The organism is Brevundimonas sp., assembly GCF_041648115.1.
GTDB lineage: Bacteria > Pseudomonadota > Alphaproteobacteria > Caulobacterales > Caulobacteraceae > Brevundimonas.
Genome location: NZ_JBAZPR010000002.1, coordinates 237695 through 262614 on the forward strand (window position 1 = coordinate 237695; position 24920 = coordinate 262614).

At 67.4% G+C, this 24920-nt stretch carries 26 protein-coding genes and 1 pseudogene; 16 read left to right on the forward strand and 11 right to left on the reverse strand.

Going from position 1 to position 24920, the window contains the following annotated elements:
* The first annotated feature begins 11 nt into the window (after window positions 1–11).
* The 6 genes from grxC to WC597_RS02650 are packed head-to-tail and all read left to right on the forward strand — an operon-like array spanning window position 12 to window position 3364.
* On the forward strand, window positions 12–269 hold the full coding sequence (gene grxC, locus WC597_RS02625; RefSeq protein ID WP_372691648.1) for a glutaredoxin 3: 258 nt from the start codon (window positions 12–14) through the stop codon (window positions 267–269).
* A gap of 4 nt (window positions 270–273) precedes the next feature.
* Window positions 274–1113: a carbon-nitrogen hydrolase family protein gene (locus WC597_RS02630; RefSeq protein ID WP_372691649.1), complete on the forward strand. Its 840-nt coding sequence runs from the start codon at window positions 274–276 to the stop codon at window positions 1111–1113.
* Window positions 1114–1120: 7 nt separating this feature from the next.
* Window positions 1121–1555, forward strand: coding sequence for a DUF1178 family protein (locus tag WC597_RS02635; RefSeq protein WP_372691650.1), 435 nt, complete (start codon window positions 1121–1123; stop codon window positions 1553–1555).
* A gap of 1 nt (window position 1556) precedes the next feature.
* A complete protein-coding gene (locus WC597_RS02640) occupies window positions 1557–2378 on the forward strand; it encodes a DUF6597 domain-containing transcriptional factor (RefSeq protein WP_372691651.1) in 822 nt (273 codons plus the stop codon).
* Between the two features lie 33 nt (window positions 2379–2411).
* Window positions 2412–2876, forward strand: coding sequence for a DUF6265 family protein (locus WC597_RS02645; protein ID WP_372691652.1), 465 nt, complete (start codon window positions 2412–2414; stop codon window positions 2874–2876).
* Complete coding sequence (locus WC597_RS02650; protein ID WP_372691653.1) at window positions 2831–3364, forward strand: GNAT family N-acetyltransferase; 534 nt, start codon at window positions 2831–2833, stop codon at window positions 3362–3364. The genes WC597_RS02645 and WC597_RS02650 overlap by 46 nt, the downstream gene beginning before the upstream one ends.
* Here the strand turns inward: WC597_RS02650 and WC597_RS02655 are convergent.
* Window positions 3361–3684, reverse strand: a complete 324-nt coding sequence (locus tag WC597_RS02655; protein ID WP_372691654.1) for a hypothetical protein — start codon at window positions 3682–3684, stop codon at window positions 3361–3363. The two genes, WC597_RS02650 and WC597_RS02655, sit on opposite strands and share 4 nt — an antisense overlap.
* Before the next feature lie 218 nt (window positions 3685–3902).
* Here WC597_RS02655 and typA point away from each other — a divergent pair, with 218 nt between their 5' ends.
* The 5 genes from typA (at window position 3903) to WC597_RS02680 (ending at window position 11758) form a co-directional block, all read left to right on the forward strand.
* Entirely contained in the window at window positions 3903–5735 is a 1833-nt protein-coding gene (typA, locus tag WC597_RS02660) for a translational GTPase TypA (RefSeq protein WP_159847105.1), read from the forward strand.
* A 51-nt stretch (window positions 5736–5786) separates the two neighbouring features.
* Window positions 5787–8492 carry a [protein-PII] uridylyltransferase gene (glnD, locus tag WC597_RS02665; protein ID WP_372691655.1) on the forward strand — a complete coding sequence of 902 codons (2706 nt, stop codon included), beginning with the start codon at window positions 5787–5789 and terminating at the stop codon, window positions 8490–8492.
* A gap of 37 nt (window positions 8493–8529) precedes the next feature.
* Complete coding sequence (murJ, locus tag WC597_RS02670) at window positions 8530–10125, forward strand: murein biosynthesis integral membrane protein MurJ (RefSeq protein ID WP_372691656.1); 1596 nt, start codon at window positions 8530–8532, stop codon at window positions 10123–10125.
* A gap of 125 nt (window positions 10126–10250) precedes the next feature.
* Entirely contained in the window at window positions 10251–11294 is a 1044-nt protein-coding gene (trpS, locus tag WC597_RS02675) for a tryptophan--tRNA ligase (protein WP_372691657.1), read from the forward strand.
* A complete protein-coding gene (locus tag WC597_RS02680; protein WP_372691658.1) occupies window positions 11294–11758 on the forward strand; it encodes an OsmC family protein in 465 nt (154 codons plus the stop codon). Before trpS ends, WC597_RS02680 begins: the two co-directional genes overlap by 1 nt.
* Here the strand turns inward: WC597_RS02680 and WC597_RS02685 are convergent.
* From WC597_RS02685 to WC597_RS02695, 3 genes are read right to left on the reverse strand one after another with little or no spacing between them, the layout of a single operon-like run.
* Window positions 11755–12696 carry an NAD(P)/FAD-dependent oxidoreductase gene (locus WC597_RS02685; RefSeq protein WP_372691659.1) on the reverse strand — a complete coding sequence of 314 codons (942 nt, stop codon included), beginning with the start codon at window positions 12694–12696 and terminating at the stop codon, window positions 11755–11757. The genes WC597_RS02680 and WC597_RS02685 overlap by 4 nt on opposite strands.
* Window positions 12674–13153, reverse strand: a complete 480-nt coding sequence (locus tag WC597_RS02690) for an Rrf2 family transcriptional regulator (RefSeq protein ID WP_372691661.1) — start codon at window positions 13151–13153, stop codon at window positions 12674–12676. Before WC597_RS02690 ends, WC597_RS02685 begins: the two co-directional genes overlap by 23 nt.
* 57 nt (window positions 13154–13210) lie before the next feature.
* Window positions 13211–13993 carry a dienelactone hydrolase family protein gene (locus tag WC597_RS02695; protein WP_372691662.1) on the reverse strand — a complete coding sequence of 261 codons (783 nt, stop codon included), beginning with the start codon at window positions 13991–13993 and terminating at the stop codon, window positions 13211–13213.
* Window positions 13994–14068: 75 nt separating this feature from the next.
* On the opposite strand from WC597_RS02695, the gene WC597_RS02700 reads away from it, so the two are divergent.
* Window positions 14069–14704: a PadR family transcriptional regulator gene (locus tag WC597_RS02700; RefSeq protein ID WP_372691663.1), complete on the forward strand. Its 636-nt coding sequence runs from the start codon at window positions 14069–14071 to the stop codon at window positions 14702–14704.
* A gap of 2 nt (window positions 14705–14706) precedes the next feature.
* Window positions 14707–15504 (forward strand): siderophore-interacting protein, encoded by a 798-nt coding sequence (locus tag WC597_RS02705; RefSeq protein ID WP_372691664.1) that lies wholly within the window; start codon window positions 14707–14709, stop codon window positions 15502–15504.
* A gap of 9 nt (window positions 15505–15513) precedes the next feature.
* Here WC597_RS02705 and WC597_RS02710 read toward each other — a convergent pair.
* Together WC597_RS02710 and WC597_RS02715 are read right to left on the reverse strand one after the other, a co-directional pair.
* A pseudogene (locus WC597_RS02710) lies at window positions 15514–16146 on the reverse strand (alpha-ketoglutarate-dependent dioxygenase AlkB); the annotation flags it as partial.
* Window positions 16109–16477: a hypothetical protein gene (locus tag WC597_RS02715; protein ID WP_372691665.1), complete on the reverse strand. Its 369-nt coding sequence runs from the start codon at window positions 16475–16477 to the stop codon at window positions 16109–16111. The gene WC597_RS02715 and the pseudogene WC597_RS02710, both read right to left, overlap by 38 nt.
* A 291-nt stretch (window positions 16478–16768) precedes the next feature.
* Between WC597_RS02715 and dnaK the strand changes: the two genes are divergently transcribed.
* The 3 genes from dnaK to dapB all read left to right on the forward strand — a co-directional run bounded on the left by dnaK (window position 16769) and on the right by dapB (window position 20810).
* Window positions 16769–18688, forward strand: coding sequence for a molecular chaperone DnaK (gene dnaK, locus WC597_RS02720; protein WP_372691666.1), 1920 nt, complete (start codon window positions 16769–16771; stop codon window positions 18686–18688).
* Window positions 18689–18861: 173 nt separating this feature from the next.
* Entirely contained in the window at window positions 18862–20064 is a 1203-nt protein-coding gene (gene dnaJ, locus WC597_RS02725; protein WP_372691667.1) for a molecular chaperone DnaJ, read from the forward strand.
* Window positions 20061–20810: a 4-hydroxy-tetrahydrodipicolinate reductase gene (gene dapB / locus WC597_RS02730; protein WP_372691669.1), complete on the forward strand. Its 750-nt coding sequence runs from the start codon at window positions 20061–20063 to the stop codon at window positions 20808–20810. The genes dnaJ and dapB overlap by 4 nt, the downstream gene beginning before the upstream one ends.
* Before the next feature lie 75 nt (window positions 20811–20885).
* Here dapB and dnaQ read toward each other — a convergent pair whose 3' ends face one another.
* The 5 genes from dnaQ to WC597_RS02755 are packed head-to-tail and all read right to left on the reverse strand — an operon-like array spanning window position 20886 to window position 24593.
* Entirely contained in the window at window positions 20886–21608 is a 723-nt protein-coding gene (dnaQ, locus tag WC597_RS02735; RefSeq protein ID WP_372691670.1) for a DNA polymerase III subunit epsilon, read from the reverse strand.
* A gap of 24 nt (window positions 21609–21632) precedes the next feature.
* Window positions 21633–22265, reverse strand: coding sequence for a dephospho-CoA kinase (coaE, locus tag WC597_RS02740; protein ID WP_372691671.1), 633 nt, complete (start codon window positions 22263–22265; stop codon window positions 21633–21635).
* Window positions 22262–23092: a shikimate dehydrogenase gene (locus WC597_RS02745; protein ID WP_372691672.1), complete on the reverse strand. Its 831-nt coding sequence runs from the start codon at window positions 23090–23092 to the stop codon at window positions 22262–22264. Before WC597_RS02745 ends, coaE begins: the two co-directional genes overlap by 4 nt.
* Entirely contained in the window at window positions 23089–23727 is a 639-nt protein-coding gene (locus WC597_RS02750) for a nucleoside triphosphate pyrophosphatase (RefSeq protein WP_372691673.1), read from the reverse strand. Before WC597_RS02750 ends, WC597_RS02745 begins: the two co-directional genes overlap by 4 nt.
* Window positions 23724–24593, reverse strand: a complete 870-nt coding sequence (locus WC597_RS02755) for a pyruvate, water dikinase regulatory protein (protein WP_372691674.1) — start codon at window positions 24591–24593, stop codon at window positions 23724–23726. The genes WC597_RS02750 and WC597_RS02755 overlap by 4 nt, the downstream gene beginning before the upstream one ends.
* Between the last annotated feature and the right edge of the window lie 327 nt (window positions 24594–24920).

Here is a 24920-nt window from a genome sequence, read left to right on the forward strand (position 1 = left end):
GGAGACCTGATTTGGCCGACGTCATCATCTACACCAAGCCCGGCTGCCCCTATTGCTACAGCGCCATGGCGCTGCTGAAGAAGAAGGGCGTGGACTATACCGAGATCGTCGCCTCGAACGATCCCGAGAAGAAGGCCGAGATGGTCGAGAAGTCCGGCGGCCGCATGACCTTCCCGCAGGTCTTCATCGGCGGCCAGCACGTCGGCGGCTCCGACGACGTCCACGCCCTGGATCGCGACGGCAAGCTCGACGCGCTTCTGGCGGCCTGATCCCGTGAGCGGCGGGCTCGACATCGCCCTGATCCAGACCCGCACGCCGGCGACGGCGCAGGCGGCGCTGGCCCATGTCGAGCCCCTGATCCGCGAGGCGGCGGCGGGTGGGGCGAAGTTCGTCCTGACGCCCGAGGGGACCAATGTCCTGGAACAGCGCCGGGACCGTCGCGACGCCGCCATCACGACCGAGGACGCCGATCTCGTCGTGCTAGGTCTGCGTCGTCTGGCGGCGGAACTGGGCGTCTGGCTGCTGATCGGTTCGGCCATCGTGAGGTCGGGTCATGCCGGAGACGGCCGCGCCGCCAATCGGTCGCTGTTGATCGACCCGGCGGGCGGGATCGTCGCCCGCTATGACAAGCTGCACGTCTTCGACGTGAACCTGCCCAATGGCGAGACCTATCGCGAGAGCGCGACGGTGCGGCCCGGCGACGGTGCGGCGGTGGCGGATACGCCCTGGGGTCGGTTGGGCCTGACCATCTGTTACGACATCCGCTTTCCGCATCTGCATCGCCAGCTGGCCAAGGCGGGGGCGGCGATGATCACGGTTCCGGCCGCCTTCACCGCCCCGACCGGCGAGGCGCATTGGGAGACCTTGCTGCGCGCCCGCGCCATCGAGACGGGCGCCTTCGTCCTGGCGCCGGCGCAAGGCGGACTGCACGAGGACGGTCGCCCCACCTGGGGGCGGTCCACCGTCGTCGGACCCTGGGGCGAGGTGATCGCCAAGGCGGATCACGACGACCCTTGCATCGTGACGGCGAAGCTGGACATGGAGGCTGTGGCCAGGGCGCGTGCGGCCGTGCCCGCCCTGACCCATGATCGCGATTTCCTGCCCGCCGTTTGATTGTCCCATGATCCGCTACGCCCTGAAATGCGACCAGGCCCACGGCTTCGAGGCCTGGTTCGGCTCCTCGTCCGACTTTGACGACCAGGCAGGGCGCGGCCTGGTGGAATGCCCGTTCTGCGGCTCGCATTCGGTTCAGAAGGCGGTCATGGCCCCGGCCGTCAGCGGGGCGCGCAAGGCCGATCTGGGCTCGGATGTTGCCGCCAAGATGCAGACTCTGATGATGACCGCCGCCCGCGAGGTGCGCGCCCATGTCGAGGCCAACTTCGACTATGTCGGCGACACGTTCGCCCGCGAGGCCCGCGATATTCATGAGGGCAAGTCCGAAAAGCGCGAGATCTATGGCGAGGCGACGCCTGCCGAGGTGCGAAAGCTCAAGGACGACGGCGTGCCGGTTTCCGCCCTGCCCGACGCCCCACCGGACCCGTCCAAGGTCAACTGAGGTGGCCTCGGGGGAGGAACGGTATCAGGAGTTCGCGCCGCCGCCGGCCCTGAGGCCGTTCGTCCGCGTGATCTGGACCTATGCCGCACCCGATCCTTCACCGACCATCCAGCGCATTGCGCCCGATGGCTGTCCCGAGCTGATCTTCGACCTGGGCGCCCCCTATGCGGAACAGGGCGACGATGGCGAATTCCGCCTGCAGCCCTCGGCCCTGTTCGCGGGGCAGATGACCCGGCCTCTGGTCATGCGGCCGACCGGTCCGACCGAACTGGTCGCCGTTCGGTTCGAGCCCGATGGCGCGCGCGGCTTTCTGGGGCGGCCGCTGAACGAGGCGACCGACCGGCGGCTGGACATGGTCGAGCGCCTGGCCGGCTTCGTCGCTCCGACCGGAGATCCAACGGGGCAGGTCGCGGCCATCGCCGCCTGGCTTGACGCGCAGAGGCGTGGTGCGGACTGGACGATAGACCCGGTGATCCGGGCTGAGATCGAGTTGTCGGCCGACGATCGTCCGGCGCCGATCCGATCTCCGTCCGAACAGCGCGCCCTTCAGCGCCGGTTCGCCGATCGGGTCGGGGTGTCGCCGCGCCTGCTGCGTTCGATCTTTCGCTTTCGCCGCGTGTTCGATCATGCCGCCGACCCGGACAGGGGCGAAAGCTGGCTCGCGGCCGGGCTGGAGGCCGGCTATTTCGATCAGCCGCAGATGGCGCGCGACTTCCGACGCTTTCTGGGCTGCACCGCCACCGAATGGGCGCGTGAACAGCATGAGTTGGCCCGCGCCATCGCGTCGCAAACCTACAAGCTGTCTGGGCCGCATCCCGTCTAGCTTATGCGCCTCGACTGGAGAGGGATGACGACCATGCTGACCCCGCTGCTTCTCGCCGCTGCGCTTCACGCGGACCTGCGCCCCGACCTGGGCTGGATGTCCGGCTACTGGCTGTCATGCGAACCAGGGCGCGAGGTGTCCGAGACCTGGACCGATCCGCGCCTGAACCTGATGCTGGGAACATCCCTGACGGTGCGCGGCGGCCGGGCGGGGTGGGAGCTGTCACGCATCGCGCCGGTCGATCCGACCCCGGCGGCCCCTCTGGCCTATTTCGCGCATCCCGAAGGGCAGGCTGCGACACTGTTTCCGGTCATCGCGTCCGGTCCGACCCGCGTCGTGTTCGAACAGGCGGCGGACGACGACTTTCCCAAACGCGTCGTCTATGAACGCGAGGGCGATGTCCTGAACGCCCGGATCGAAGGCGTGATGGACGGTCAGGAAAGGATCATCCGATGGCGCTTCCAGAAGGCGGAACTGAACGCCCGCTGCCCCAGCTAGACTGGCGGCCCATGCGGCCGACCGACATCGACGCCGTGGTCGAGGTCGCGCGCTTGTCCTTCCCGAACCATTTCGAGGACCGGCCCTGTTTTGAAAATCGGCTGGCGCTGTATCCGCGCGGCTGTTTCGTGCTGGCGGATGGGGATGGCGGGGTCCGGGGCTATCTGATCGCCTATCCGTGGCGGGCCGAAAGCGCGCCTGCGCTGAACACGGTGATCGAGGGACTGCCGGCCGAACCGGCCCTGATCTATCTGCACGACCTGGCCCTGCATCCCGAAGCGCGGGGCGGGGGCGTCACGGGCCGGATCATCGAGCGGCTGGCTGAACAGGCGGCTGAAGACAGCTGGCCCGCCATCGCCCTGGTCGCGGTCAACGACGCGGTCGGCTTCTGGTCACGGCACGGTTTCGTCGAACAGCCGGCCGAGGCCATGGCGGCGAAACTGGCCAGCTACGGTTCTGACGCCCGCTATATGCTCAGGCCGCTCTAAGGCCGGTTGAGGGCGGTCTGACCGCCCGCCCTCACGAAGTCCAGGCGGCTGGACCAAGGCAGGGCGTTGTAGGCCCGACGCCTCATCTCCCGCTCGCACATCAGGGGGTCGCCCACAGAATTCGGGGTCAGAAAGGCGCGGTTCGCGGCGCACCAGTCACGACTGGCGACCCGAATGCGTCCCGCCAGCATCAACGCGTCTCCCGATCGAGCCATCTGCAAGCCCTGGGCATCGACATGCATGTCCGGCGCTGCGCCGGCGAGCAAAGCGCCAGCCACCATCAATTCCAGCATCAGGCCCATCGTCACAATCTCCCGCATTAGAAGAGCCTGCCTTCAGGCCCTCGCTGGAAAGAGGAGACGTCCGACTTCATCGGATGCGGCCCTGCGGATGAAATATCGGTAAGCTTGGAATAATCGCCGCGAACGCCCGCTATGGTGTTTCTGTCCACATGCCTGTAAGAGGCGCGCGCCTCCCGCATGCCTTTTCATGACCAGCGGCCGCCCGTATGCCGGCCGCGCCTTTTCGCGATTATCAAATGAACCTGCGCAACGTCGCCATCATCGCCCACGTCGACCACGGCAAGACGACCCTGGTGGACCAACTGCTCGCCCAGTCCGGCGTCTTCCGAGCCAACGAGGCGCAGACCGAGCGCGCGATGGACTCCAACGACCAGGAAAAAGAGCGCGGCATCACCATTCTGGCCAAGTGCACCTCGGTGCTCTGGAACGGCAAGGCCGGTGAAACCCGCATCAACATCATCGACACCCCTGGCCACGCCGACTTCGGGGGCGAGGTCGAACGCATCCTGGGAATGGTGGACGGCTGCGTCATCCTGGTCGACGCCGAAGAGGGCGTCATGCCCCAGACCAAGTTCGTGCTGACCAAGGCGCTGAAGATGGGGCTGCGCCCGATCCTGTGCATCAACAAGGTCGACCGCGCCCACGCCGATCCGGACCGCGTCCACAACGAGACCTTCGACCTGTTCGCCGCCATCGGCGCGACGGACGAGCAGCTGGACTTCCCGCACATCTACGCCTCGGGCCGCAACGGCTGGGCGACGATGGATCTGAACCAGCCCAACGACAACCTGGCCCCGCTGTTCGACCTGATCGTCGACCACGTGCCGGCGCCCAAGGTTCAGGAAAACAAGGACAAGCCGTTCCGCATGCTGGACGTGCTGATCGAAAGCGATCCCTTCCTGGGCCGCATCCTGACCGGCCGTATCGAGAGCGGCAAGGCGATCCCGGGCATGGCGATCCACGCCCTGGACCGCGACGGTAAGGAAATCGAGCGCGGCCGGATCACCAAGGTCCTGGCCTTCCGCGGCCTGAAGCGCACGGCTCTGGACGAGGGTTCGGAAGCGGGCGACATCGTCGCCATCGCCGGCATGTCCAAGGCCACCGTGGCCGACACCCTGTGCGCCATCGAGGTGACCGAGCCTCTGCCTGCCCAACCGATCGATCCGCCGACCATCTCCATGACCGTATCGGTCAACGACAGCCCCCTGGCCGGTCGCGAAGGCGACAAGGTCCAGTCGCGTGTCATCCGTGACCGCCTGCTGAAGGAAGCCGAAGCCAACGTCGCCATCCGCGTGACCACGACCGAAGGCGGCGACGCCTACGAAGTGGCCGGTCGTGGCGAACTGCAGCTGGGCGTTCTGATCGAGAACATGCGTCGCGAAGGCTTCGAGGTCTCGATCTCGCGTCCGCGCGTGGTCTTCCAAGAAGGCGAGAACGGCGAGAAGCTGGAGCCGATCGAAGACGTCATGATCGACGTCGACGACGAGTTCTCGGGCATCGTCATCGAAAAGCTGTCGGCTCGTAAGGCCGAAATGACCGACATGGGCCCGTCGGGCGCCGGCAAGACCCGCATCAGCCTGAAATGCCCTTCGCGTTCGCTGATCGGCTATCAGGGCGAGTTCCTGACCGACACGCGCGGTTCGGGCGTGCTGAACCGCGTCTTCAGCCACTACGAAGGCTACAAGGGCGCCATCGCCGGTCGTCTGAAGGGCGTGCTGATCTCGAACTCGGACGGCGACACCGCCGCCTTCGCCCTGTGGAACCTGGAAGATCGCGGCGTCATGTTCGTCGGCGCCGGCGAGAAGACCTACCAGGGTATGATCATCGGCGAGAACGCACGCTGGGACGACCTGGACGTCAACCCGATCAAGGGCAAGCAGCTGACCAACGTCCGCGCCTCCGGCAAGGACGAGGCCGTTCGCCTGACCCCGCCGCGCCAGATGTCGCTGGAACAGGCCATCGCCTATATCGACGATGACGAGCTGGTCGAGGTGACGCCGAAGTCCATCCGTCTGCGCAAGCAGACGCTGAACCCGTCGTTCCGCAAGAAGCGCGTTCGCCCGGAATAGTCAGTAATCCCTGACTGACGCGAACGGGGATGCGGCCTATAGGTGGCTGACATGACCGTTTCGCCCAGTCTGGATGACCGCCTTGACGAGGCCGCCCGCGCGGGAGATCCGCGCGCGGCGGTCTCTGTCGTTCTGCGGGAGATCTATGACGCCGCCCGCGCCCGCGCCGAGCGCAAGCTGGACGGCGGCATGAAGGGGCGCGATGTCGCCCGCATCTACGCCACGGCCGCCGACGACATGCTGGCGGGCCTGTGGCGGGTCGCGACCCAGGTCCTGTTCCCCGTCTCCGCCGTCGAGAGCGAGCGGCTGTCCCTGGTGGCGGTCGGGGGTTACGGCCGGGGCGTCCTGGCGCCCTTTTCCGACCTGGACCTGCTGTTCCTGCGCCCTGCCAAGGCCACGCCGCGCGGCGAGAACGTCATCCAGTTCGTCCTCTATGTGCTGTGGGACCTGGGGGTGAAGGTCGGGCCGGCGGTGCGTTCGGTCGAGGAATGCCTCAGCCTGTCGCGCACCGACATGACGGTGCGGACCACCCTGCTGGAAGCGCGGCCCCTGGCGGGGGACTCAGGCCTGGCCGAACTGATGATCGGCCGGTTCCGCGACATGGTGTCGAAATCCGACCCACGCCCCTTCATCGCCGCCAAGCTGGAAGAACGGGCCGTCCGGCACCAGAAGGCGGGCGTGACGCGCTACAAGGTCGAACCCAACGTCAAGGACGGCAAGGGCGGGCTTCGCGACCTGAACACCCTGTACTGGATCGCGCGGTCCCTGGCGCCCGACAGCCGGCTGGGCGCGACGGTGATGGACGAGATGTTCACCTCGCGCGAGCGTCGCGCCTCCGACGACGCCTTCGACTTCCTGTGGCGGGTACGAATCCATCTGCACCTGATCGCGGGACGGGCCGAGGAGAAGCTGACCTTCGACATGCAGCCCGAGGTGGCCAGGCGCATGGGCTGGCAGGGGCGGGGCGACGAACCGGCGGTGGAACGGTTCATGCGTCGCTACTTCCTGGTCGCCCGCGACGTCGGCGCCCTGACCCGCGCCATGTCGGCCAAGCTGGAGGCGCGTCACCAGAAGACGGCGCAGGGCCTGTCGCGGCTGATGACCTCGTTCCGATCCACGCGGCGCAAGCTGGAGGTCGAGGGGTTCTGGGTCGATCAGGGCCGGCTGTCGGTCGAGGGGCCGGAGGTGTTCGCCGCCGATCCGGTCAAGCTGCTGACCCTGTTCGTCTGCGCCGACAAGCACGACCTGGATCTGCACCCCGACGCCTTTTCGGCCGTGACCCGGTCGCTGTCGCTGGTGACGCCCAGGCTGCGGCGCGATCCGGCGGCGACGCGGGCCTTCCTGAACGTGCTGGCGCATGGGCAGCGGCCCTATCGCGTCCTGACCATCATGAACGAGACGGGCCTGCTGGGACGGTTCCTGCCCGAATGGGGGCGGATCGTCGGCCAGACCCAGTTCAACATGTACCACGCCTATACGGTGGACGAGCATACGCTGCAGGCCATCGGCATCATCAACGACATCGCGCGGGGCAAGCTGAAGGGCGACCATCCGCTGGCCACGGAGATCGTCCAGCTGATCTCGGACATGGAGGCCCTGATGCTGGGCATGCTGTTGCATGACGTGGGCAAGGGCGGCGAGCGGGGACAGCTGGAGGACGGCGCCATCGCCGCGCGCCGGGCCTGCGAACGTCTGGGCGTCGATCCGCGCCGGATCGAACTGGTGGTCTGGCTGGTGCGCAGCCACCTGGCCCTGTCGGACTATGCCCAGAAGCGCGACCTTTCGGATCCGGCCACCATCCGCGCCTTCGCCGAACTGGTGGGCGATCCCGAGCGGCTGCGGATGCTGCTGGTGCTGACCGTCGCCGACATCCGCGCCGTGGGGCCGGGAGTGTGGAACGGCTGGAAGGGGCAGTTGATGCGCACCCTCTACAATCAGGTCGCCGGCCTTTTCCGGGGCGAGGACGTGGCGCGCGAAGATCCGCTGGCGGCGCATCCGGCCCTGGTCGAACGCGCGCGCCAGACGGGCGCCGCCGCCGAGGCCGCGCCCACCGCCCCGGTCACGGGGCTGGCGGTCCAGACCACCGAAATCTCCATCGCCGCCGCCGACCGGCCGGGCCTGTTCGCGGACCTGGCCCAGACCATGGCCGCCCTGGGCGCCGACGTGACCGACGCCCGCGTGGCGACCACATCCGAAGGTCTGGTGCTGGACGTCTTCCGCATTCAGGACGGGGCGGGACTTCCGTATGGCCAGGCCGAGCCGAGCCGGATCAAGGCCCTGGTCGAGGCGCTGGAAAAGGCCGCGCGCGGCGACGGCCGTATCGGCAAGGCGCCCGACCCGACCGGCAACGCCCGAAAGGCCGCCTTCGAGGTCCGGCCCGTGGTCATGGTCGATCATCACGCCAGTGAACTGGCCACAGTGGTCGAGGTGTCGTGCGCCGACCGGCCCGGCCTGCTGGCGGCCCTGTCGCGCGTGTTCAACGACGAAGGCCTGAACATCCGCTCCGCCCACGTCGCCTCCTATGGGGAACGGGCGGTCGACAGCTTCTATGTGGTGGACCGCAAAGGGCGAAAGGTCACCTCGGAACAGAGCATCGCCGAACTGCGCACGGCCCTGGAGGCGGTGCTTGACAGCCGCGCGCCCGCGCCGGCCGGACGCAAGGTCGCCTCGGCCCGCGCCAGCGCCCGCGACGTCTCCGACCTGGGCCGCCGCAGCCCGCGCGCGAAGCCGGTATCGCCCGCCGGGGAAGCGCGCTAAGCGAAAGCCTTCTTTCCGCGCCCTGTCGAATGTCCGCATGAGCCTCGCCCGAAACACCCTGGTGCAGTCGACCCTGACGCTGGGCAGTCGTCTGTTGGGCTTCGGCCGCGATTTGGCCCTGTCGGCCAACTTCGGCCAGGGGCCGATGATGGACGTCTGGTCCACGGCCCTGATGCTGCCCAACATGTTCCGTCGCCTGTTCGCCGAGGGCGCCTTCGCCCAGGCCTTCGTGCCGGTCTATGGCGGGGTCAAGACGCGCGAGGGCGACGAGGCCGCCGCCGTCACCGCCTCCGAGGCCATGTCCTTCATGTTCGCCGTGGTCGCGGCCTTCTGCATCCTGCTGCAGGTCGCCATGCCGTGGATCGTGCCTCTGTTGCTGTCGGCCTGGAAGGACGACGCCGAGGTGATGCGGGTCGGGGTGATCGCCACGCAATTGGCCATGCCCTACCTGGCTTGCATGACCATCGCCTCCCTGCTGTCGGGAGTGCTGAACACCGGCGGCCGGTTCGCCCTGTCGGCGGCGGTGCCGGTCTTTCTGAATCTCTGCACCCTGGCGCCGCTGCTGGGCGGCTTCTTGTTGCCGGTCTCGCCCGCCATGGTGTTGCTGGCCACCAGCGCGGCGGTCACCGTCTCGGGCGTCATCCAGGCCGGCCTTCTGTGGTGGGGCGTGCGGCGTCTGGGCGTGCGGCTGAAGCTGGGCCTGCCGCGCCTGACCCCGAACGTGAAGCGCGCCCTGGCCCTGGCCGTGCCCGGCGCCATGGCCGGGGGGGCCATGCAGGTGAACTCGGTCGTGTCCCAGGTTCTGGCCGGGTCCGACGCCGGCGCCCGTTCGGTGCTCTACAACGCCGACCGTCTTTACCAGCTGCCGCTGGGCCTGGTCGGGGTCGCCATCGGCTTGGCCCTGGTGCCGCGCCTGACCCGGGCGTTCGTTTCCGGCGATCACGAGGGCGGCCAGAAGACACTGGACGACGGGATCAACCTGGCCATGGCCTTCACCCTGCCGGCCGCCGTCGCCCTGTTCGTCATTCCCTTCTTCATCATCGACGCGACGGTGACGCGCGGCGCTTTCACCAGCGCCGACGCCGCCCGCACCGCCGACGTGCTGCGTCAGTTCGCCTGGGGCGTGCCGGCCTTCGTCCTGGCCAAGGTCCTGACCCCGCCCTTCTTCGCCCGAGAGGACACGCGCCGGCCGATGTATTTCGCCGTCACAGCCGTGGTCATCACCGTGGTTTTGGGGTCGGGCCTGTTCTTCTGGTTCCGCACCCAGGGCTGGGACGGGGTGCTGGGCCTGGCCATCGCCACCAGCGTCTCGGCCTGGGTCAATGTCGGCCTGCTGGCCGGCGTGCTGATCCACGAGAACGCCTGGCGACCGTCGCCCGCCTTCGTCTCGCGCATCGCCCGTGTCCTGGCCGCCAGCGCCGTGATGGCCGGTCTGCTGCTGCTGGCCAGCATCAACTATGGCCTGCTGAGCCGGATTTTGCTGGCCAAGGAGATCGCCGTCCTCGTCGTCTGCGGCCTGGGCGCGGCCGCCTATGGCGTCTGCCTCTTCGCCTTCCGCGCCGTCACCCTGTCGGAACTGAAGGCGACCCTGCGGCGCGAGCCGGGCGGCGGCGCGGTCTCCGGTCTGGACTGACAGACGGGGAACCGATAAGCGCGAGGCCATGACGACCTCGGACCTGATTTTCGACCGGCGATGGCGCGGCTGAACCGCCGCCGCCTTCACCACGCCTGCCTTTCGACCTTCCGAGACCCGACCCCATGACCGACCAGACCCCAGCCGTTGCGACATACGACGGCCCACGCCGCATCCTGTCCGGCATCCAGGCCTCCGGCGCGCTTCACCTGGGCAACTATCTCGGCGCCCTGAAGCGGTTCGTCGAACTGCAGGACCAGGGCGCGCCCGTCTTCGTCTTCGTCGCCGACATGCACGCCATCACCGTGTGGCAGGATCCGGCCAAGCTGGCCGCCCAGACGCGCGAGATCGCCGCCGCCTATCTGGCCTCGGGCCTGGACCCGGCCAGGTCGATCATCTTCCCGCAGTCGGCCGTGCGCGCCCACGCCGATCTGGCCTGGATCTTCAACTGCGTCGCCCGCCTCGGCTGGCTGGACCGGATGACCCAGTTCAAGGAGAAGTCGGGCAAGCACAAGGAACGGGCCTCGGTCGGCCTTTACACCTACCCCGTGCTCCAGGCCGCCGACATCCTGCTCTACAAGGCGACCGAGGTGCCGGTCGGCGAGGACCAGAAGCAGCATCTGGAACTGACCCGCGACATCGCCGCCAAGTTCAACAACGACTTCGGCGTTCCCGGCTTCTTCCCCGTGCCCGAGCCGATCATCCAGGGGCCGGCGACGCGCGTCATGTCCTTGCGCGACGGGGCGGCCAAGATGTCCAAGTCGGACCCGTCCGACAACAGCCGCATCAACCTGACCGACGACGCCGACACCATCGCGTCTAAGATCAAGCGCGCCAAGACCGATCCCGAGCCCCTGCCGGAAACCCTGGACGGGCTGAACGACCGGCCCGAGGCGAAGAACCTGGTCGCCATCTATGCCGCGCTGGCGGGCCTGACCCGCGAACAGGTGATCGCCCAGTTCGGCGGTCAGGGCTTCGGCGCCTTCAAGCCGGCGCTGGCGGACCTGGCCGTCTCTTCTTTGGCCCCGGTCACGGCCGAGATGCGCCGCCTGATGGACGACCCGGCCGAGATCGACCGCGTGCTGAAGGACGGCGCCGAACGCGCCGCCGCCGTCGCCGACCCGGTGGTGGACGAGGTCAAGAAGATCGTCGGCTTCTGGAGGGCGTGATGGGTCAGTACGAAGCGAAGATCGCCTGGAGCCGGGGCGACCAGCCCTTTCTCGACAAGCGCTACAGCCGCGCCCATTCGTGGACCTTCGACGGGGGCGCGGTCGTGCCTGGTTCGTCGGCGCCGTCCAGCGTGCCCTTGCCCATGTCCGACGCCTCGGCGGTCGATCCGGAGGAGGCGATGATCGCCTCCCTGTCCAGCTGCCACATGCTGTGGTTCCTGGCCTTCGCCGCCAACGCCGGCCTGGTGGTCGACACCTATATCGACGAGGCCTCGGGCAAGATGGGCAAGGACGAGAAAGACAAACGCTACCTTGCCGAGGTGACGCTGCGCCCCTTCACCAGCTTCACCGGCCGCGAGCCGGATCAGGCCGAGATCGACGCCCTGCACCACCAGGCCCATGACCATTGTGAAATGGCCCATTCGGTGCGGGCGACCATCACGGTCGAGGCGACGATTGGTTAGGCGGCGATCGCCGTCTCCTCCTCCACCAGGGACCGGAACAGGGCGTGGGCGGCCAGCATCCCGTCCGAGGTCGCCAAGGTGATGTTGGACGCGGCTCGCGCCAGATCACCGGCGGCGAAGACCCCTGGCTGGGTCGTCTGTTGCATACCGTCCACCTTGATCACCCGGCCCATCGGCGTGTCGGTCATCTCGCAGCCCAGCCGCTCGGCGAAGGGGCTGGCGACGCGGACGTTGGCGCCGACGAAGATGGCCTTCAGATCCACAAACCGCCCATCCATCAGCCGCGCTCCGGTCAGGGTCGGGGCCTCGCCCTCCAGCCGGGCGATGGGCGTGGTTTCGATGGTCACGCCACGCCGGTAGAGCAGATGGGCGTCCTCCGGCGACAGACCGACCTCCAACCCCATGAACAGCGTCACCTGGCCCCATTCGGCGACGGTCGCAGCATATTGGACCGCGTGGTCGCCGCGCCCCAGCACCCCGATGGGGCCGCCGCCGATCTCGTAACCGTGGCACCAGGGGCAGTGCAGGGCGGTTCGGCCCCAGCGTTCCTTCACGCCGGGAATATCGGCCAGCACGTCCTCGACCCCGTGCGACAGCAGCAGGCGGCGGCCCCGGGTCCGCGTGCCGTCGGCGAAGGTGACCGAGAAGCCGCCCTCAATCCGCTCGACCCCGACGGCCTCGGCCATGCGGAAGGCGGCGGTGGGATAGGCGGCGACCTGGGCGCGGGCGGCGGCGGCGATCTCGGCGCCGGGCTTGCCGTCATTGGCCAGGACGCCGTGGGCGCGGGCGGCGAAACGATTACGCGGCCGCCCGTCGTCGATGACCAGCACCCTGCGCCGCGCGCGGACCAGCTGCATTGCGGCGGACAGGCCGGCGTAGGAGCCGCCGATGATCAGGGCGTCGTGCGGCATAGGCTCAGGACTTGTGGCTGTGGGCATGGAACAGGTCTCTCTTCGGGTGTTCAGCCATCCGGCGCGAGAAGTCCGCCGCCAGATCGGCCAGGGTGATGTCGTTCAACCGCGCGACCAGCAGGGCGCGGGCGGCGGCGTAGGTCTCGCCCAGGGCGTCGTTGACCGCCGCCTCGACCAGACATCCCTCGGCCTCGACCGGCGGCGTTTCGGGGATCAGGCCCGGCTCGCCCAGGGCGGTGTTCACCTGGCCCAGGGTGACCTGGTCCAGCGGCCGGGCCAGCCGCCAGCCGCCGCCATGCCCCTTTTCCGAGGCCACCATTCCCTGTTCGCGCAGGCCGGCCATGGTCCGGCGCACCACGACCGGATTGGTCGACAGGCAGACAGCAAGCTGATCCGAGGTCATGGGCGCGCCGGTCCGCGCCTCATGCTCGGCCATGTGCAGCAGGGCGTGGAGGATGTTGGAGAGGCGAGAATCTCTTTTCATGTAACTTCAATTGTTACGTGAATGGCCGCGCGTCAAGACAGGTCGGCGAGATTCTTTTCAGACGTGAGGGGCGACGTCGGTCAGGAAGGCGCGGAACCGGCGCAGGGCCTCTTCGGTCAGTTCGGGGTCATGGCGCATCGGACCGTTGTTGGTCGGCTCGTCGAACGCATGGGTGCCGATGGCGACCCAGCTTTCGACCTCGGCGCCGCAGTTGCGGATCATGGCGTTGACCTGTTCGGCGTTGCGCTCGGTCGTCAGGTGATCACGCTTGCAGGTCACGGCCAGCACCTTAGGGCAGTGCCGCCAGGGCTTCATCCGGTTGAAGGCGAATGGGCCGATATAGGGATACATCAGCCAGACGGCGCGTATGCCCGACAGGTCGGCGTCGGCCGGGTTCGTGACGCCCATGGTGTTGGGCAGCGGTTCGGCGCTCATCATCTCCATGATCGACCAGCCGCCGTGGCTCCAGCCGCCGAGGGTCACTTGGGTTTCGTCCACGTCCGGCCGGGCCGAGATTCCCTGGATCGCCGCCAGCACGTCACCGGCCCGCTCGTAGCCCCGGAAGGACAGGCCGGTGCAGACCGCCGTCAGTGTGAAGGCGCGTCCCCAGCCGCGCGGGCCGTAGGAATCGATGATGAAGGCCCGCCATCCCGCTGCCTTGGCCGCCGCGGCATAGCGGGGCAGGTGGTCGCGCAGACCGCCACAGCCGTGGAACAGCAGCACCGCCGGCCGGGGCCGGTCGTCGTCAGGGCCCACGACGGTCATGTGGGGTTCGAGGCGGGCCCAGCGGCTCTTGAGGTCGTCCATTCCCGATTTACGCCGCAGCTTGCGCCCGAACACCAGCCCCTCATGCGGATTTCGTCATTCAGATATATCTAACCGTTCGTGAATAGATATATCGAAAAGGAATCGATCATGAGGTCCAAGGGGATCTTTCAAGGACGCCGCGACGGATGCGGCGAAAAACACGGTCATCATGGCGGCTTCGGCCATGCTTTCGGCAGAGACATGCGCGGCGGACGCGGCGCGGACTTCGGTCCTGGCTGGGAAGGCGGCGAGGCGCGGGGACGCGGTCACGGCCATGGCCGGCGCGGCGGTGGTCGTCTGTTCGACCACGGCACGCTTCGCTGGGTGCTGCTGTCGCTGATCGCTGAGAAGCCCAGCCACGGCTACGAACTGATCAAGGCGGTCGAGACGAGACTGGGCGGCGCCTATTCGCCCAGCCCCGGCGTCATCTACCCCAGCCTGACCCAGCTTGAGGAAATGGGCGCGCTGGAATCCGAGGCGCAGGGCGGCAAGAAGCTGTATTCGATCACCGGCCCCGGCCGCGCCCTGCTGGCCGAGAACGAAGACATCCTGCGCGCCGCCGAGGCGACCATGGACAAGTTCGCCGCCCGCGCCCTGCGTCCCACCGCCATCCAGGACGCCATCGGCCGTTTGCGCCACACGATCCACGGCCGTCTGACCGGCGAGACCGCCCTGACCGAGGCCCAGGTCCAGGCCATCGCCGGCATCCTGGCCGAGGCCGCCGACAGGGTCGAAAAGGCATGAGCATGCGTGAAGCCCGCCGGGTGCGGCACGAACTGAAGTTCCGCACCCTGACCGTGGCCTCGGTTCAGGATCTGACCCCGGCCTATCGCCGCGTGGTCCTGACAGGGGACGATCTGGACAGCTTCGTGTCCCTGGGGTTCGACGACCATGTGAAAATCTTCCCGGTCGCCGAGGGCCGGGCGCCGGTCCTGCCCACCGTCGGGCCGGACGGTCCGGTCTTTCCCGAGCCGCGCCCCGTCGCCCGCGACTATACCCCTCGCGCCCATGACCCAGCGGGCCGGACATTGACGCTGGACTTCGTCGTCGGCCACGGCGGTCCGGCGACCGACTGGGCCATGACGGCCAAGGTCGGCTCGATCCTGGGCGTCGGCGGTCCGCGCGGCTCCTTCATCGTGCCGACCGATTTCGCCGATCATGTGCTGATCGGCGACGAGACGGCCCTGCCGGCCATCGCCAGACGGCTGGAGGAACTGCCCGGCGGCGTCCGCGCCCATGTGGTGGTCGAGGTCGAGGACGCAGACCAGACGCTGAGCTTCGACAGCGCCGCCGAGGTTTCGGTGACCTGGTCCGTCCGCGACGGCGTTAAGCGCGGCCGGGCCGAGACCCTGTTGGGCGCGCTTGAAACGGCTTTGGCCGGTATCGACCCGGCCGACGCCTATGTCTGGATCGCCGCTGAATCCGCCGTTGCCAAGGCGTTACGGGCTCGGGTGCTCGACTTCGGCTTCTCGCCCAAGTCCATGAAGGCCGCCGGCTACTGGCGCCTGGGCGGCGTCGGCGCCCACGACGTCATCGAGGACTGAACTCTTACCCGCGCAACGCAGGGTCAGGTTCAGCCGACCTCCGCCGGGGATCAGGCGCGACGAGCCCTCCAACACGCGGTCGATCCCGTGTCGGGCCAGTCGCGCCGGTCCCGTCAGGGCGCAGACGTCGCCGCTCTCCAGCTTCAGCGTCGTGGTGCTTCCGCCCTCGGCCGCGCCGATGCGGAACATGGCCGCGTCGCCCAGCGACACCGAAAGCACCGGCGCGCCCAGGTCGGCCTCGTCCTTATCCTGATGCAGGCCCATCTTCGCGGCCTCGCGATACAGATTGACCAGACAGGCGTCCGGCGGCTCGGACCAGCCGACCGTGGCGTCCCACAGGTCCAATAGAACTTGCGGGATCGCGGGCCAGGGCCGGGCCGTCTCGGGATGGGTCGCTTGATAGCGATAACCGCTTCGATCCGACACCCAGCCCAGCGGCCCGAAATTGCTCATCATCACCGAGAACGCCCGCCCGCCGGGCGTAATGGGTCGATAGAGCGGGGCCTGATCCAGCCGCGCGAACACGTCGGCGACCAGATCGGCCTGCGCCGCCGCATCGAGCGCCCCCGGCCATAGCCGAAAGCCCTCGACGGCGGTCTTTACCTCAACGGGTGTAGCTGTATTCGCCGATTTCGCAGACATTGATGCGTGAACGCGTCAGCTCCTCGCCGTTGGTGAACTCGGCCTTGAAGTCATAGATGCAGGCGCCCGAGCCGTCATCGATATTGATGCGCACGTTCTGCCCGTTTTCCAGCACATCGTCGCCCAGGATGTCCTCTTCCCAGTCGTCCTTGCGCGAATCCGACGCATAGAAGCGCAACATGGTCCAGCCGGTGCGGTTCTTGATGGTGACGTGATGGTCGTAACCGTCGCGCGACTGAACCGTCGGCGCTGTCGCGGGGGCCGGTGCAGCCGCGGCGGCCCCGACCAGAACGGCGGCGGCGACCGCGGCCTTGAGCATGGTCTTGATCATTGTTTCCTCTCCCTTCCTTGATCGCGACCCCCTGAGCGCGACTAAAATTCTTATGCCTCACAATAGCGAACCCCGCATCTTTGAGTTTCGTCGTTCTGTGAGGTGGGTTGAATCGCAAATCGCCCTTGCAGGCCGGGGGGATTTTCCCATATCGGGGCCAGCTTCGGAGAAACCCCGCGAAAACTGGGGCTATCCAAACCGATCCACGCCAACCCAACCGGGGGCGGTCACGCGCGGCGCTTCTTCGAAGGCCGCCGCATCGCCCGCTGAATGAGAAAGACTGAAGAACACATGGCCAAGATTATCGGCATCGACCTCGGCACCACCAACTCCTGTGTGGCCGCCATGGACGGCAAGACCCCCAAGGTCATCGAGAACGCCGAGGGCAACCGCACGACCCCGTCGGTCGTGGCGATCCAGGACGGTGCAGAGACGCTGGTCGGCCAACCCGCCAAGCGCCAGGCCGTCACCAACCCGTCCAACACCTTCTTCGCCATCAAGCGCCTGATCGGCCGCAGCTTCGATGATCCGGTGGTGGCCAAGGACAAGGGCATGGTGCCCTACGAGATCGTCAAGGGTCCGAACGGCGACGCCTGGGTGCGCGCCTTCGGCAAGGACTATTCCCCCCAGCAGATTTCGGCCTTCATCCTGCAGAAGATGAAGGAATCGGCCGAGGCCTTCCTGGGTGACAAGGTGACCCAAGCCGTCATCACCGTTCCCGCATACTTCAACGACAGCCAGCGTCAGGCCACCAAGGACGCCGGCAAGATCGCCGGCCTGGAAGTGCTGCGCATCATCAACGAGCCGACCGCTGCCGCGCTCGCCTATGGCCTGGAAAAGAACGAAGGCCAGAAGATCGCCGTCTATGACCTGGGCGGCGGCACCTTCGACGTCTCGGTTCTGGAAATCGGCGATGGCGTCTTCGAGGTGAAATCGACCAACGGCGACACCTTCCTGGGCGGCGAGGACTTCGACCTTCGCCTGGTCGATTATCTGGCCGACGAGTTCAAGAAGGAACAGAGCGTCGATCTTCGCCAGGATAAGCTGGCCCTGCAGCGCCTGAAGGAAGAGGCCGAAAAGGCCAAGAAGGAACTGTCGACCACGACCCAGTACGAGGTCAACCTGCCGTTCATCACCATGAACGCGTCCGGTCCGCTGCACCTGAACATCAAGCTGACGCGCGCCAAGCTGGAATCCCTGGTCGACGACCTGGTCCAGCGCACGATCGAGCCGTGCAAGAAGGCCCTAGCCGACGCCGGCCTGAAGGCGTCGGACATCGACGAAGTCGTCCTGGTCGGCGGCATGACCCGCATGCCCAAGGTCGTGGAGGCCGTGAAGGCCTTCTTCGGCAAGGAGCCGCACAAGGGCGTGAACCCTGACGAAGTCGTGGCCCTGGGCGCCGCCGTTCAGGCCGGCGTTCTGCAAGGCGACGTCAAGGACGTGCTTCTGCTGGACGTGACCCCGCTGACCCTGGGCATCGAAACCCTGGGCGGCGTCTTCACCCCGCTGATCGAGCGCAACACGACGATCCCGACCAAGAAGAGCCAGACCTTCTCGACCGCCGACGACAATCAGTCGGCCGTGACGATCCGGGTCTTCCAGGGCGAGCGCCCGATGGCGTCGGACAACAAGATGCTGGGTCAATTCGACCTGATGGGCATCCCGCCGTCGCCGCGCGGCATGCCGCAGATCGAGGTCGCCTTCGACATCGACGCCAACGGCATCGTCAACGTCTCGGCCAAGGACAAGGCGACCAACAAGGAACAGTCGATCCGCATCCAGGCGAACGGCGGCCTGTCGGACGCCGACATCGACAAGATGGTCAAGGAAGCCGAGGCCAACGCCGCCTCCGACAAGGTCCGCAAGGACCTGGTCGAGGCCCAGAACGCCGCCGACAGCCTGATCAACTCGACCGAGAAGGCCCTGGCCGAACACGGCGACAAGGTCGGCGCGGAAGAGAAGACAGCTATCGAGACCGGCCTGACCGAGCTGAAGACCGCGCGCGAAGGCACGGACGCCGAGGACATCCGCGCCAAGACCAACACCCTGGTCCAGGCCTCGATGAAGCTGGGCGAGGCCATGTACGCCCAGCAACAGGGCGCGGGCGAAGGTGAAGCCGCCCCGGCCGACGACGGCGTGGTCGACGCCGAGTTCGAGGAAGTCTCGTCAGATTCCGATCTTGGGGACGGCGACGACAAGAAGAGCGCCTGATCCGCAACAGGTCGCTGAAATGATACGGCCCCGCTTGTCTTGCGATAGGCGGGGTCTTTTCATGAAACTTGCATCATTCGTCCCGGCCCCCATGTCAGCCGGGACACTGTTTTCCTCCAGGGTCCGCAGAGATCCGAGGCGAACGGCAGGGGAAGTATGAGGACGGACGCCCGATGGCGCGTGATTATTACGAGGTTCTGGGCGTCGAACGCACGATCGACGCGCCCGGTCTGAAGGCCGCCTACCGCAAGCTGGCCATGATCCATCACCCGGACCGCAATGGCGGCTCGGAAGAGTCGATGGCCCAGTTCAAGGAAGTGTCCGAGGCCTATACGGTCCTGTCGGACGAGAACAAGCGCGCGGCCTATGATCGGTTCGGCCATGCGGGGGTGAACGGCGGCGGTGGCGGAGGCTTCGGCCAGGGCCAGCAGGGCTTTTCGGACATCAACGACATCTTCTCGCAAGTGTTCGGCGATGCCTTCGGGGACGCCTTCGGCGGCCGTCAGCAGGGCCGGGGCCAGCAGGGCGGACCGCGTCGCGGCTCGGACCTGCGCTACGATCTGGAGATCACGCTGGAGCAAGCCTACAAGGGCGAGGACGTCGAAATCGACATCCCCTCGACCATGACCTGCGACACCTGCGAAGGGTCCGGCGCCAAGCCCGGCACAAAGCCCGTCACCTGCACCACATGCCAAGGCGCAGGCCGTGTGCGCCAGGCCAACGGCTTCTTCCAGGTCGAGCGCACCTGCCCCCGCTGCCACGGCCAGGGTCAGATGATCGCCGATCCCTGCACGACCTGCCACGGTCATGGCCAGGTCCGCAAAAACCGCACTCTCAACCTCAAGATTCCCGCCGGCGTGGACGATGGCTCGCGCATCCGCCTGTCGGGCGAGGGCGATGCGGGCCAGCGCGGCGGGCCGCGCGGCGACCTGTATGTCTTCCTATCGGTGACGCCGCACGATCTGTTCGAGCGTGACAACCTGGACCTGTTGGTGACCGTGCCCGTGCCGATGACGGTGGCGGCCCTGGGCGGCGAGATCGACGCGCCCTGCCTGGTGTCAGCCGCCTGCGATGGTAACTGCAAGGCCGCCGTCACGGTGCCGGCCGGCGCCCAGACCGGCAAGACCGTCCGCATCAAGGGTAAGGGCATGCCCCATCTGAACGGCCGCAACCGGGGCGACCTGGTCGTCGAGCTGTTCGTCGAGACGCCCACGGACCTGACCGCGCGCCAGCGTGAGTTGCTGGAAGAGCTTGCCCTGTCGTTCGGCGAGGGGCAGAACCCTCGCAACTCCAGCTTCGCCGGAAAGGCGAAGCGCTTCTGGGCCGACATCCTGGGCAATCAGGACGCGGACGGATCGAAAGAGACGGCGGCTTGAGCGCAATCTTCCACGCCGGCATTTCCGGCTATCGCGGCCGGATGGGTCGCGCGGTTTCCCAAGTGCTGGACGCCCGCGAGGACGTGGTGGTCGCCGCCCGCTTCGATTGGGGCGAAACCGCCGACCTGTCGCTGTGCGACGTGATCATCGACTTCTCGACGCCCGCCGCCTCGGTCGCCCTGGCGCAAAGTGCTGCGGAGCGCGGCGGCCCGGCCCTGGTCATCGGCTCCACCGGCTTCACGCCGGAACAGGAGGCCGACTTGATGAAGGCCGCCGAGAAGATCGCCATCGTCAAGAGCGGCAACTTCTCCCTGGGCGTGAACATCCTGATCGGCCTTGTCCAGCATGCGGCCCAGCGGCTGGACGCCCAGGACTGGGACATCGAGATCACCGAGGCCCATCACCGGCGCAAGGTCGATTCGCCTTCCGGCACCGCCCTGATGCTGGGCGAAGCCGCCGCCGAGGGTCGGTTCGCCGATCTGGCGGACCTTCAGTCCAAACCCTACGACGGGGTCCAGGGCGAGCGCGAAAGCGGCAAGATCGGTTTCTCCTCCATCCGCGCCGGCGGCATCATCGGCGAACATACGGTTCTGTTCGCGTCGGAAGACGAGGTGCTGACCCTCAGCCACTCGGCCATAGACCGGTCCCTGTTCGCACGGGGCGCCGTGGCGGCCGCTGCTTGGGTCCGCACCCGCAAGGCCGGTCTATACGACATGCAGGACGTGCTTGGCTTTCGCCAAGCCTGATATCTGAGGGCGCTTCGCGCCGCAGTCGCCCTCGACTTGAGCGCATGATCGTCCGGGTTCGAAGCTGGTGGGCCGTCAGGCCGCGTCTTCTTGCGCTGGCAGGCCATAGGCCTCCCACAGCGAGCGATCCTTCAGCGCTTTGGCCAGGAAGGCGACGTGGGCGGCCTGTTCCTCGGGCGTGGAGCGGAGCGTCAGCGGGCGCGGACGCTGGCCATAGACGGCGGTTTCCAGCGCGCCGCCGGGACCGCGACCGACCGGCCCGGACGACAGGTCCAGCACCCGCTCCTTGCCGCCGCGCAGCTCCAGATAGACCTCGGCCAGCAAGCGGGCGTCGATCAAGGCGCCGTGCAGCGTCCGCTCGACCAGCGACACCTTGTAGCGTTTGCACAAGGCGTCCAGCGAGTTGGGCATGCCTGGAAACCGGGTCTGGGCCAGTTTCAGCGTGTCGATCCAGCGCGCCTCGCCGGTGATCGGCCGGCCGCACAGCTTGTACTCATGATCGATGAAGTTGCGGTCGAAGGCGGCGTTGTGCGCGATCATCTGCGCGTCGCCGATGAATTCGATAAGGTCGTCCGCGATTTCGGCGAACTTGGGCGCATCCTTGACCTTGTCGTCGGTGATGCCGTGGACCCGGATCGCATCGGGCGGGATCAGCCGCTCGGGATTGACGAAGCGGTGAAAGGTCCGGCCAGTCGGCAGCAGATCCTGAATTTCGATGCAGCCGACCTCGATCAGCCGATCGCCCGTCTTGGGGTCGAAGCCGGTGGTCTCGGTATCCAGAACGATTTCGCGCGCCATGTCCCCTTAATGGAGACATTCGCCTCAGTGCGAAAGGCCAGCCGCGCCTTGCCGGGGAGATATCCACGACGGGTCCAGAACGGTGGCGACGATCGCCTCGACCTCCGCTCGCGCAGCGTCGAGGCCACGGCCGGTGTCGATCACGAAATCCGCGCGGGCGCGCTTTTCGGCGTCCGGCATCTGGCGCGCGAGGATGGCGTCGAACCGTTCACGCGTCATGCCGGGACGGGCGAGAACGCGCGCCTCCTGGATGCCGGGATCGGCGGTGACGACGACCACCGCATCGACCGTCGCGTCGCCGCCGGTTTCGAACAGCAGGGGGATGTCGAGGACGGCCAGTCTGGCGCCTGCCGCACTCGCAACCTCAAGGTCCGCCGCCCGTCCCTGCGCGACCAGCGGATGGACGATGGCCTCCAGTCGATGAAAGGCGGTCTCGTCGCGGCCGAGCGCCTCGGCCAGACGGGTGCGATCAACCGCGCCGTCCACGACCACTTCGGGAAAGGCCGCGCCGACGGGTTCGACGGCCGCACCGCCGACGGCATAGAGCCGATGAACGGCGGCGTCGGCGTTCCAGACGACGGCGCCAAGGTCGGCGAACATGGCGCTCGTCGTGGACTTGCCCATACCGATTGAGCCGGTGAGGCCGAGCAGGATCATGGCGTCTCGCCCAGATGGCTCAGCAGCAAGGCGCGCAAGTCCAGCGGAGGCGGCGGGCGGCGATAAAGCGCCTGGAACGACGGCGCAGCCTGGCCGATCAACATCGCCAGACCGTCAACGGTCGGCAAGCCGCGTTCCCGCGCCGCCGTCAGGAAGGGCGTGGCCAACGGCTTGTAGGTCATGTCCATCATCACGGTGCCGGGCGCGATCCGGTTGAAATCGATCTGCGGCGGGACGCTGAGGGCGTTGATGACCAGGGCTGCGCCGTCGAAAGCTTCCGAAGCGCTCATGACCTGCACCGCCCCCCCCAGGTCTGCGGCCAGGACCTGGGCTCGTTCCGGCGAGCGGTTGATGATGCGGACCTCGGCCCCGGCCTCGACCAGAGCGCCCGATCCGGCACGGGCCGCGCCGCCCGCGCCCAGCATCACCACCGGACGGCCTGACACGTTTAGCGTCGGCGCCTGTTCCTTGAGGCCCAGCATCAGGCCCATGCCGTCGGAACTGTCGGCCAGCACACGCCCGGCTTCAAACTGCAGGATGTTGGCCGAAGAGGTCAGTCGCGCCGCCGCCGTCGCCTCGTCAGCAAGAGCAAAGGCCTGTTCCTTGAAAGGCGCGGTGACGTTCAGGCCCATGATCAGCCCGGCGCGTCCCGCCGCGACCAAGGCCTCGAACCCGGCCGCATCTGCGGGGGCGAAGGGGACATAGGCGCCGTCGATGTCGCCCGCCGCCAGCCAGGCGTTGTGGATCACGGGGCTGAGCGAATGGGCCACCGGATTGCCGGCGATCCCGGCGACCATGGCGGCGCCCGTGATGCGATGTGTGCTCATGCCGCGATCACTCCCTCCCGCCGTAGTTCGGCCAGAACAGGCCACAGGGGCAGGCCCAGGACGGTGAAATAGTCACCGTCCACCGCCTCGAACAGCTGCGACCCCAGACCCTCCAGCCGGTAGGAGCCGACGCAGGACAGCAAGATCTGGCCTTCCGCCGCCAGATAGGCGTCGAGGAAGGCGTCGGAGAAATCCCTCATCCGCATCTCGACCGTATCGACGCCGGACCAGACGATCTGACCCTTGGTCGCCAGGGCGGCGCCGGAATGGAGCTGGTGCGACTTGCCGCGCATGGATTTCAGCCGCTCGCGCGCCGCATCTAGCGATTTCGCCTTGGACACGAGGCCGCCATCGAAGGCCAGGGTCTGGTCCGAACCCAGCACCCAGGCGGTTTCGTCATCGCGCGACACGGCCAGCGCCTTGGCCTCCGCCAGTCGCACCGCCAGGGTCGCAGCGTCCAGATCCCCGGACACGGCCTTGATCGCGTCCTCGTCCACATTGGCGACCCTCACCTCGAAGGCGACGCCGGCGTTTTCCAGCATGGCGCGACGGGCGGCGCTCTTGGACGCGAGGATCAGGGTTTCGCGCTCAAGCAGCCCGGAGGGCGGTAGCGCACCAGAAAGCTCCGATTTCACCAGGTCGTCCCGATCTTGTGGTTGCGATGTTCGCTGAGCAGATTGGTGATCGCGGCCGCCGTTTCCTCGACCGAGCGACGGGTCACGTCGATGGTGGGCCAGCCGCGCCGTTCGAAAGCGCGTCTGGCCTTGATGGTCTCGTCCCGGACGGCGTCCTGATCCGTATAGTTGGACGACTGGTTGGCGTTCAGATTGTCGATCCGGTTGCGGCGGATCTGCACTAGCCGGTCGGGCGACACCGTCAGGCCGATCACCAGCGGCTTCTTCAGCTTCGTCAGCCGCTCGCCGTCCTCCTGGCCCGGCACCAGCGGCACGTTCGCCGCCCGAATGCCGCGGTGCGCCAGATAGATGCAGGTCGGAGTCTTGGACGTTCGGCTGACGCCGCACAGGACGACATCGGCGCCCTCCAGCTGTTCGAGCGACCCTTGGCCGTCGTCATAGGCCATGGCGTAATCCAGCGCCGCGATCCGGTTGAAATAGTCGTGGTCCAGCGCGTGCTGGGCGCCGACGCGGGTCGACAGGGCCGCGCCCAGATAGCGCGACATGGCGCCGACAAGCGGATCCAGCGCCCCGATCTGCGGCATGTCCAGCCGGCGGCAGCCTTCCTCCAGCTGTTCGCGCAGCTCGCGATCCACCAGGGTGTGCAGAACGACGCCCGGCGCGGCCGCGACCTCGTGCAGCACCCGGTCCATCTGCTTGGCCGAACGAACCAGGGCGTAGATGTGCTCGATGGGAATGACGCCGTCGAAGCGGGCCGTCACGGCCTTGGCCATGGCGTTCAGCGTCTCTCCGGTGGAATCCGACACCAGATGCACATGGAAATAGGTGGCCAGACGGGCCGGTCCCGAAGGTCTCGCTGGGCTCATGGGACTGTCTGTCTCCCTGTTGAAAGTTAGGGGACGGCGTTGGACCGTCGGGGCGCCGTTTTCCTTAGCCGCTCCTCGCCCGGCCCGCGAGCGGGGATGACGGTGGATGGCGATGCCCGTCCGATGGCGGATCATCCCAAGGCGGAAAACCGGTTTCTCCATCGCTGTGGAAAATCCTAACGAAGGGTTAACGCCGTTTAACCGTGCTCACAGGCGAAAGTCCCCGCAAACCCTTGCCTGTTAAGGTTTCGTTAGGGATTGTCCACCGACGGGATTGTCGCCCATAGCGTCCCCGTTAAGGAAACCCGCAGCGTGGATATCCGCTTT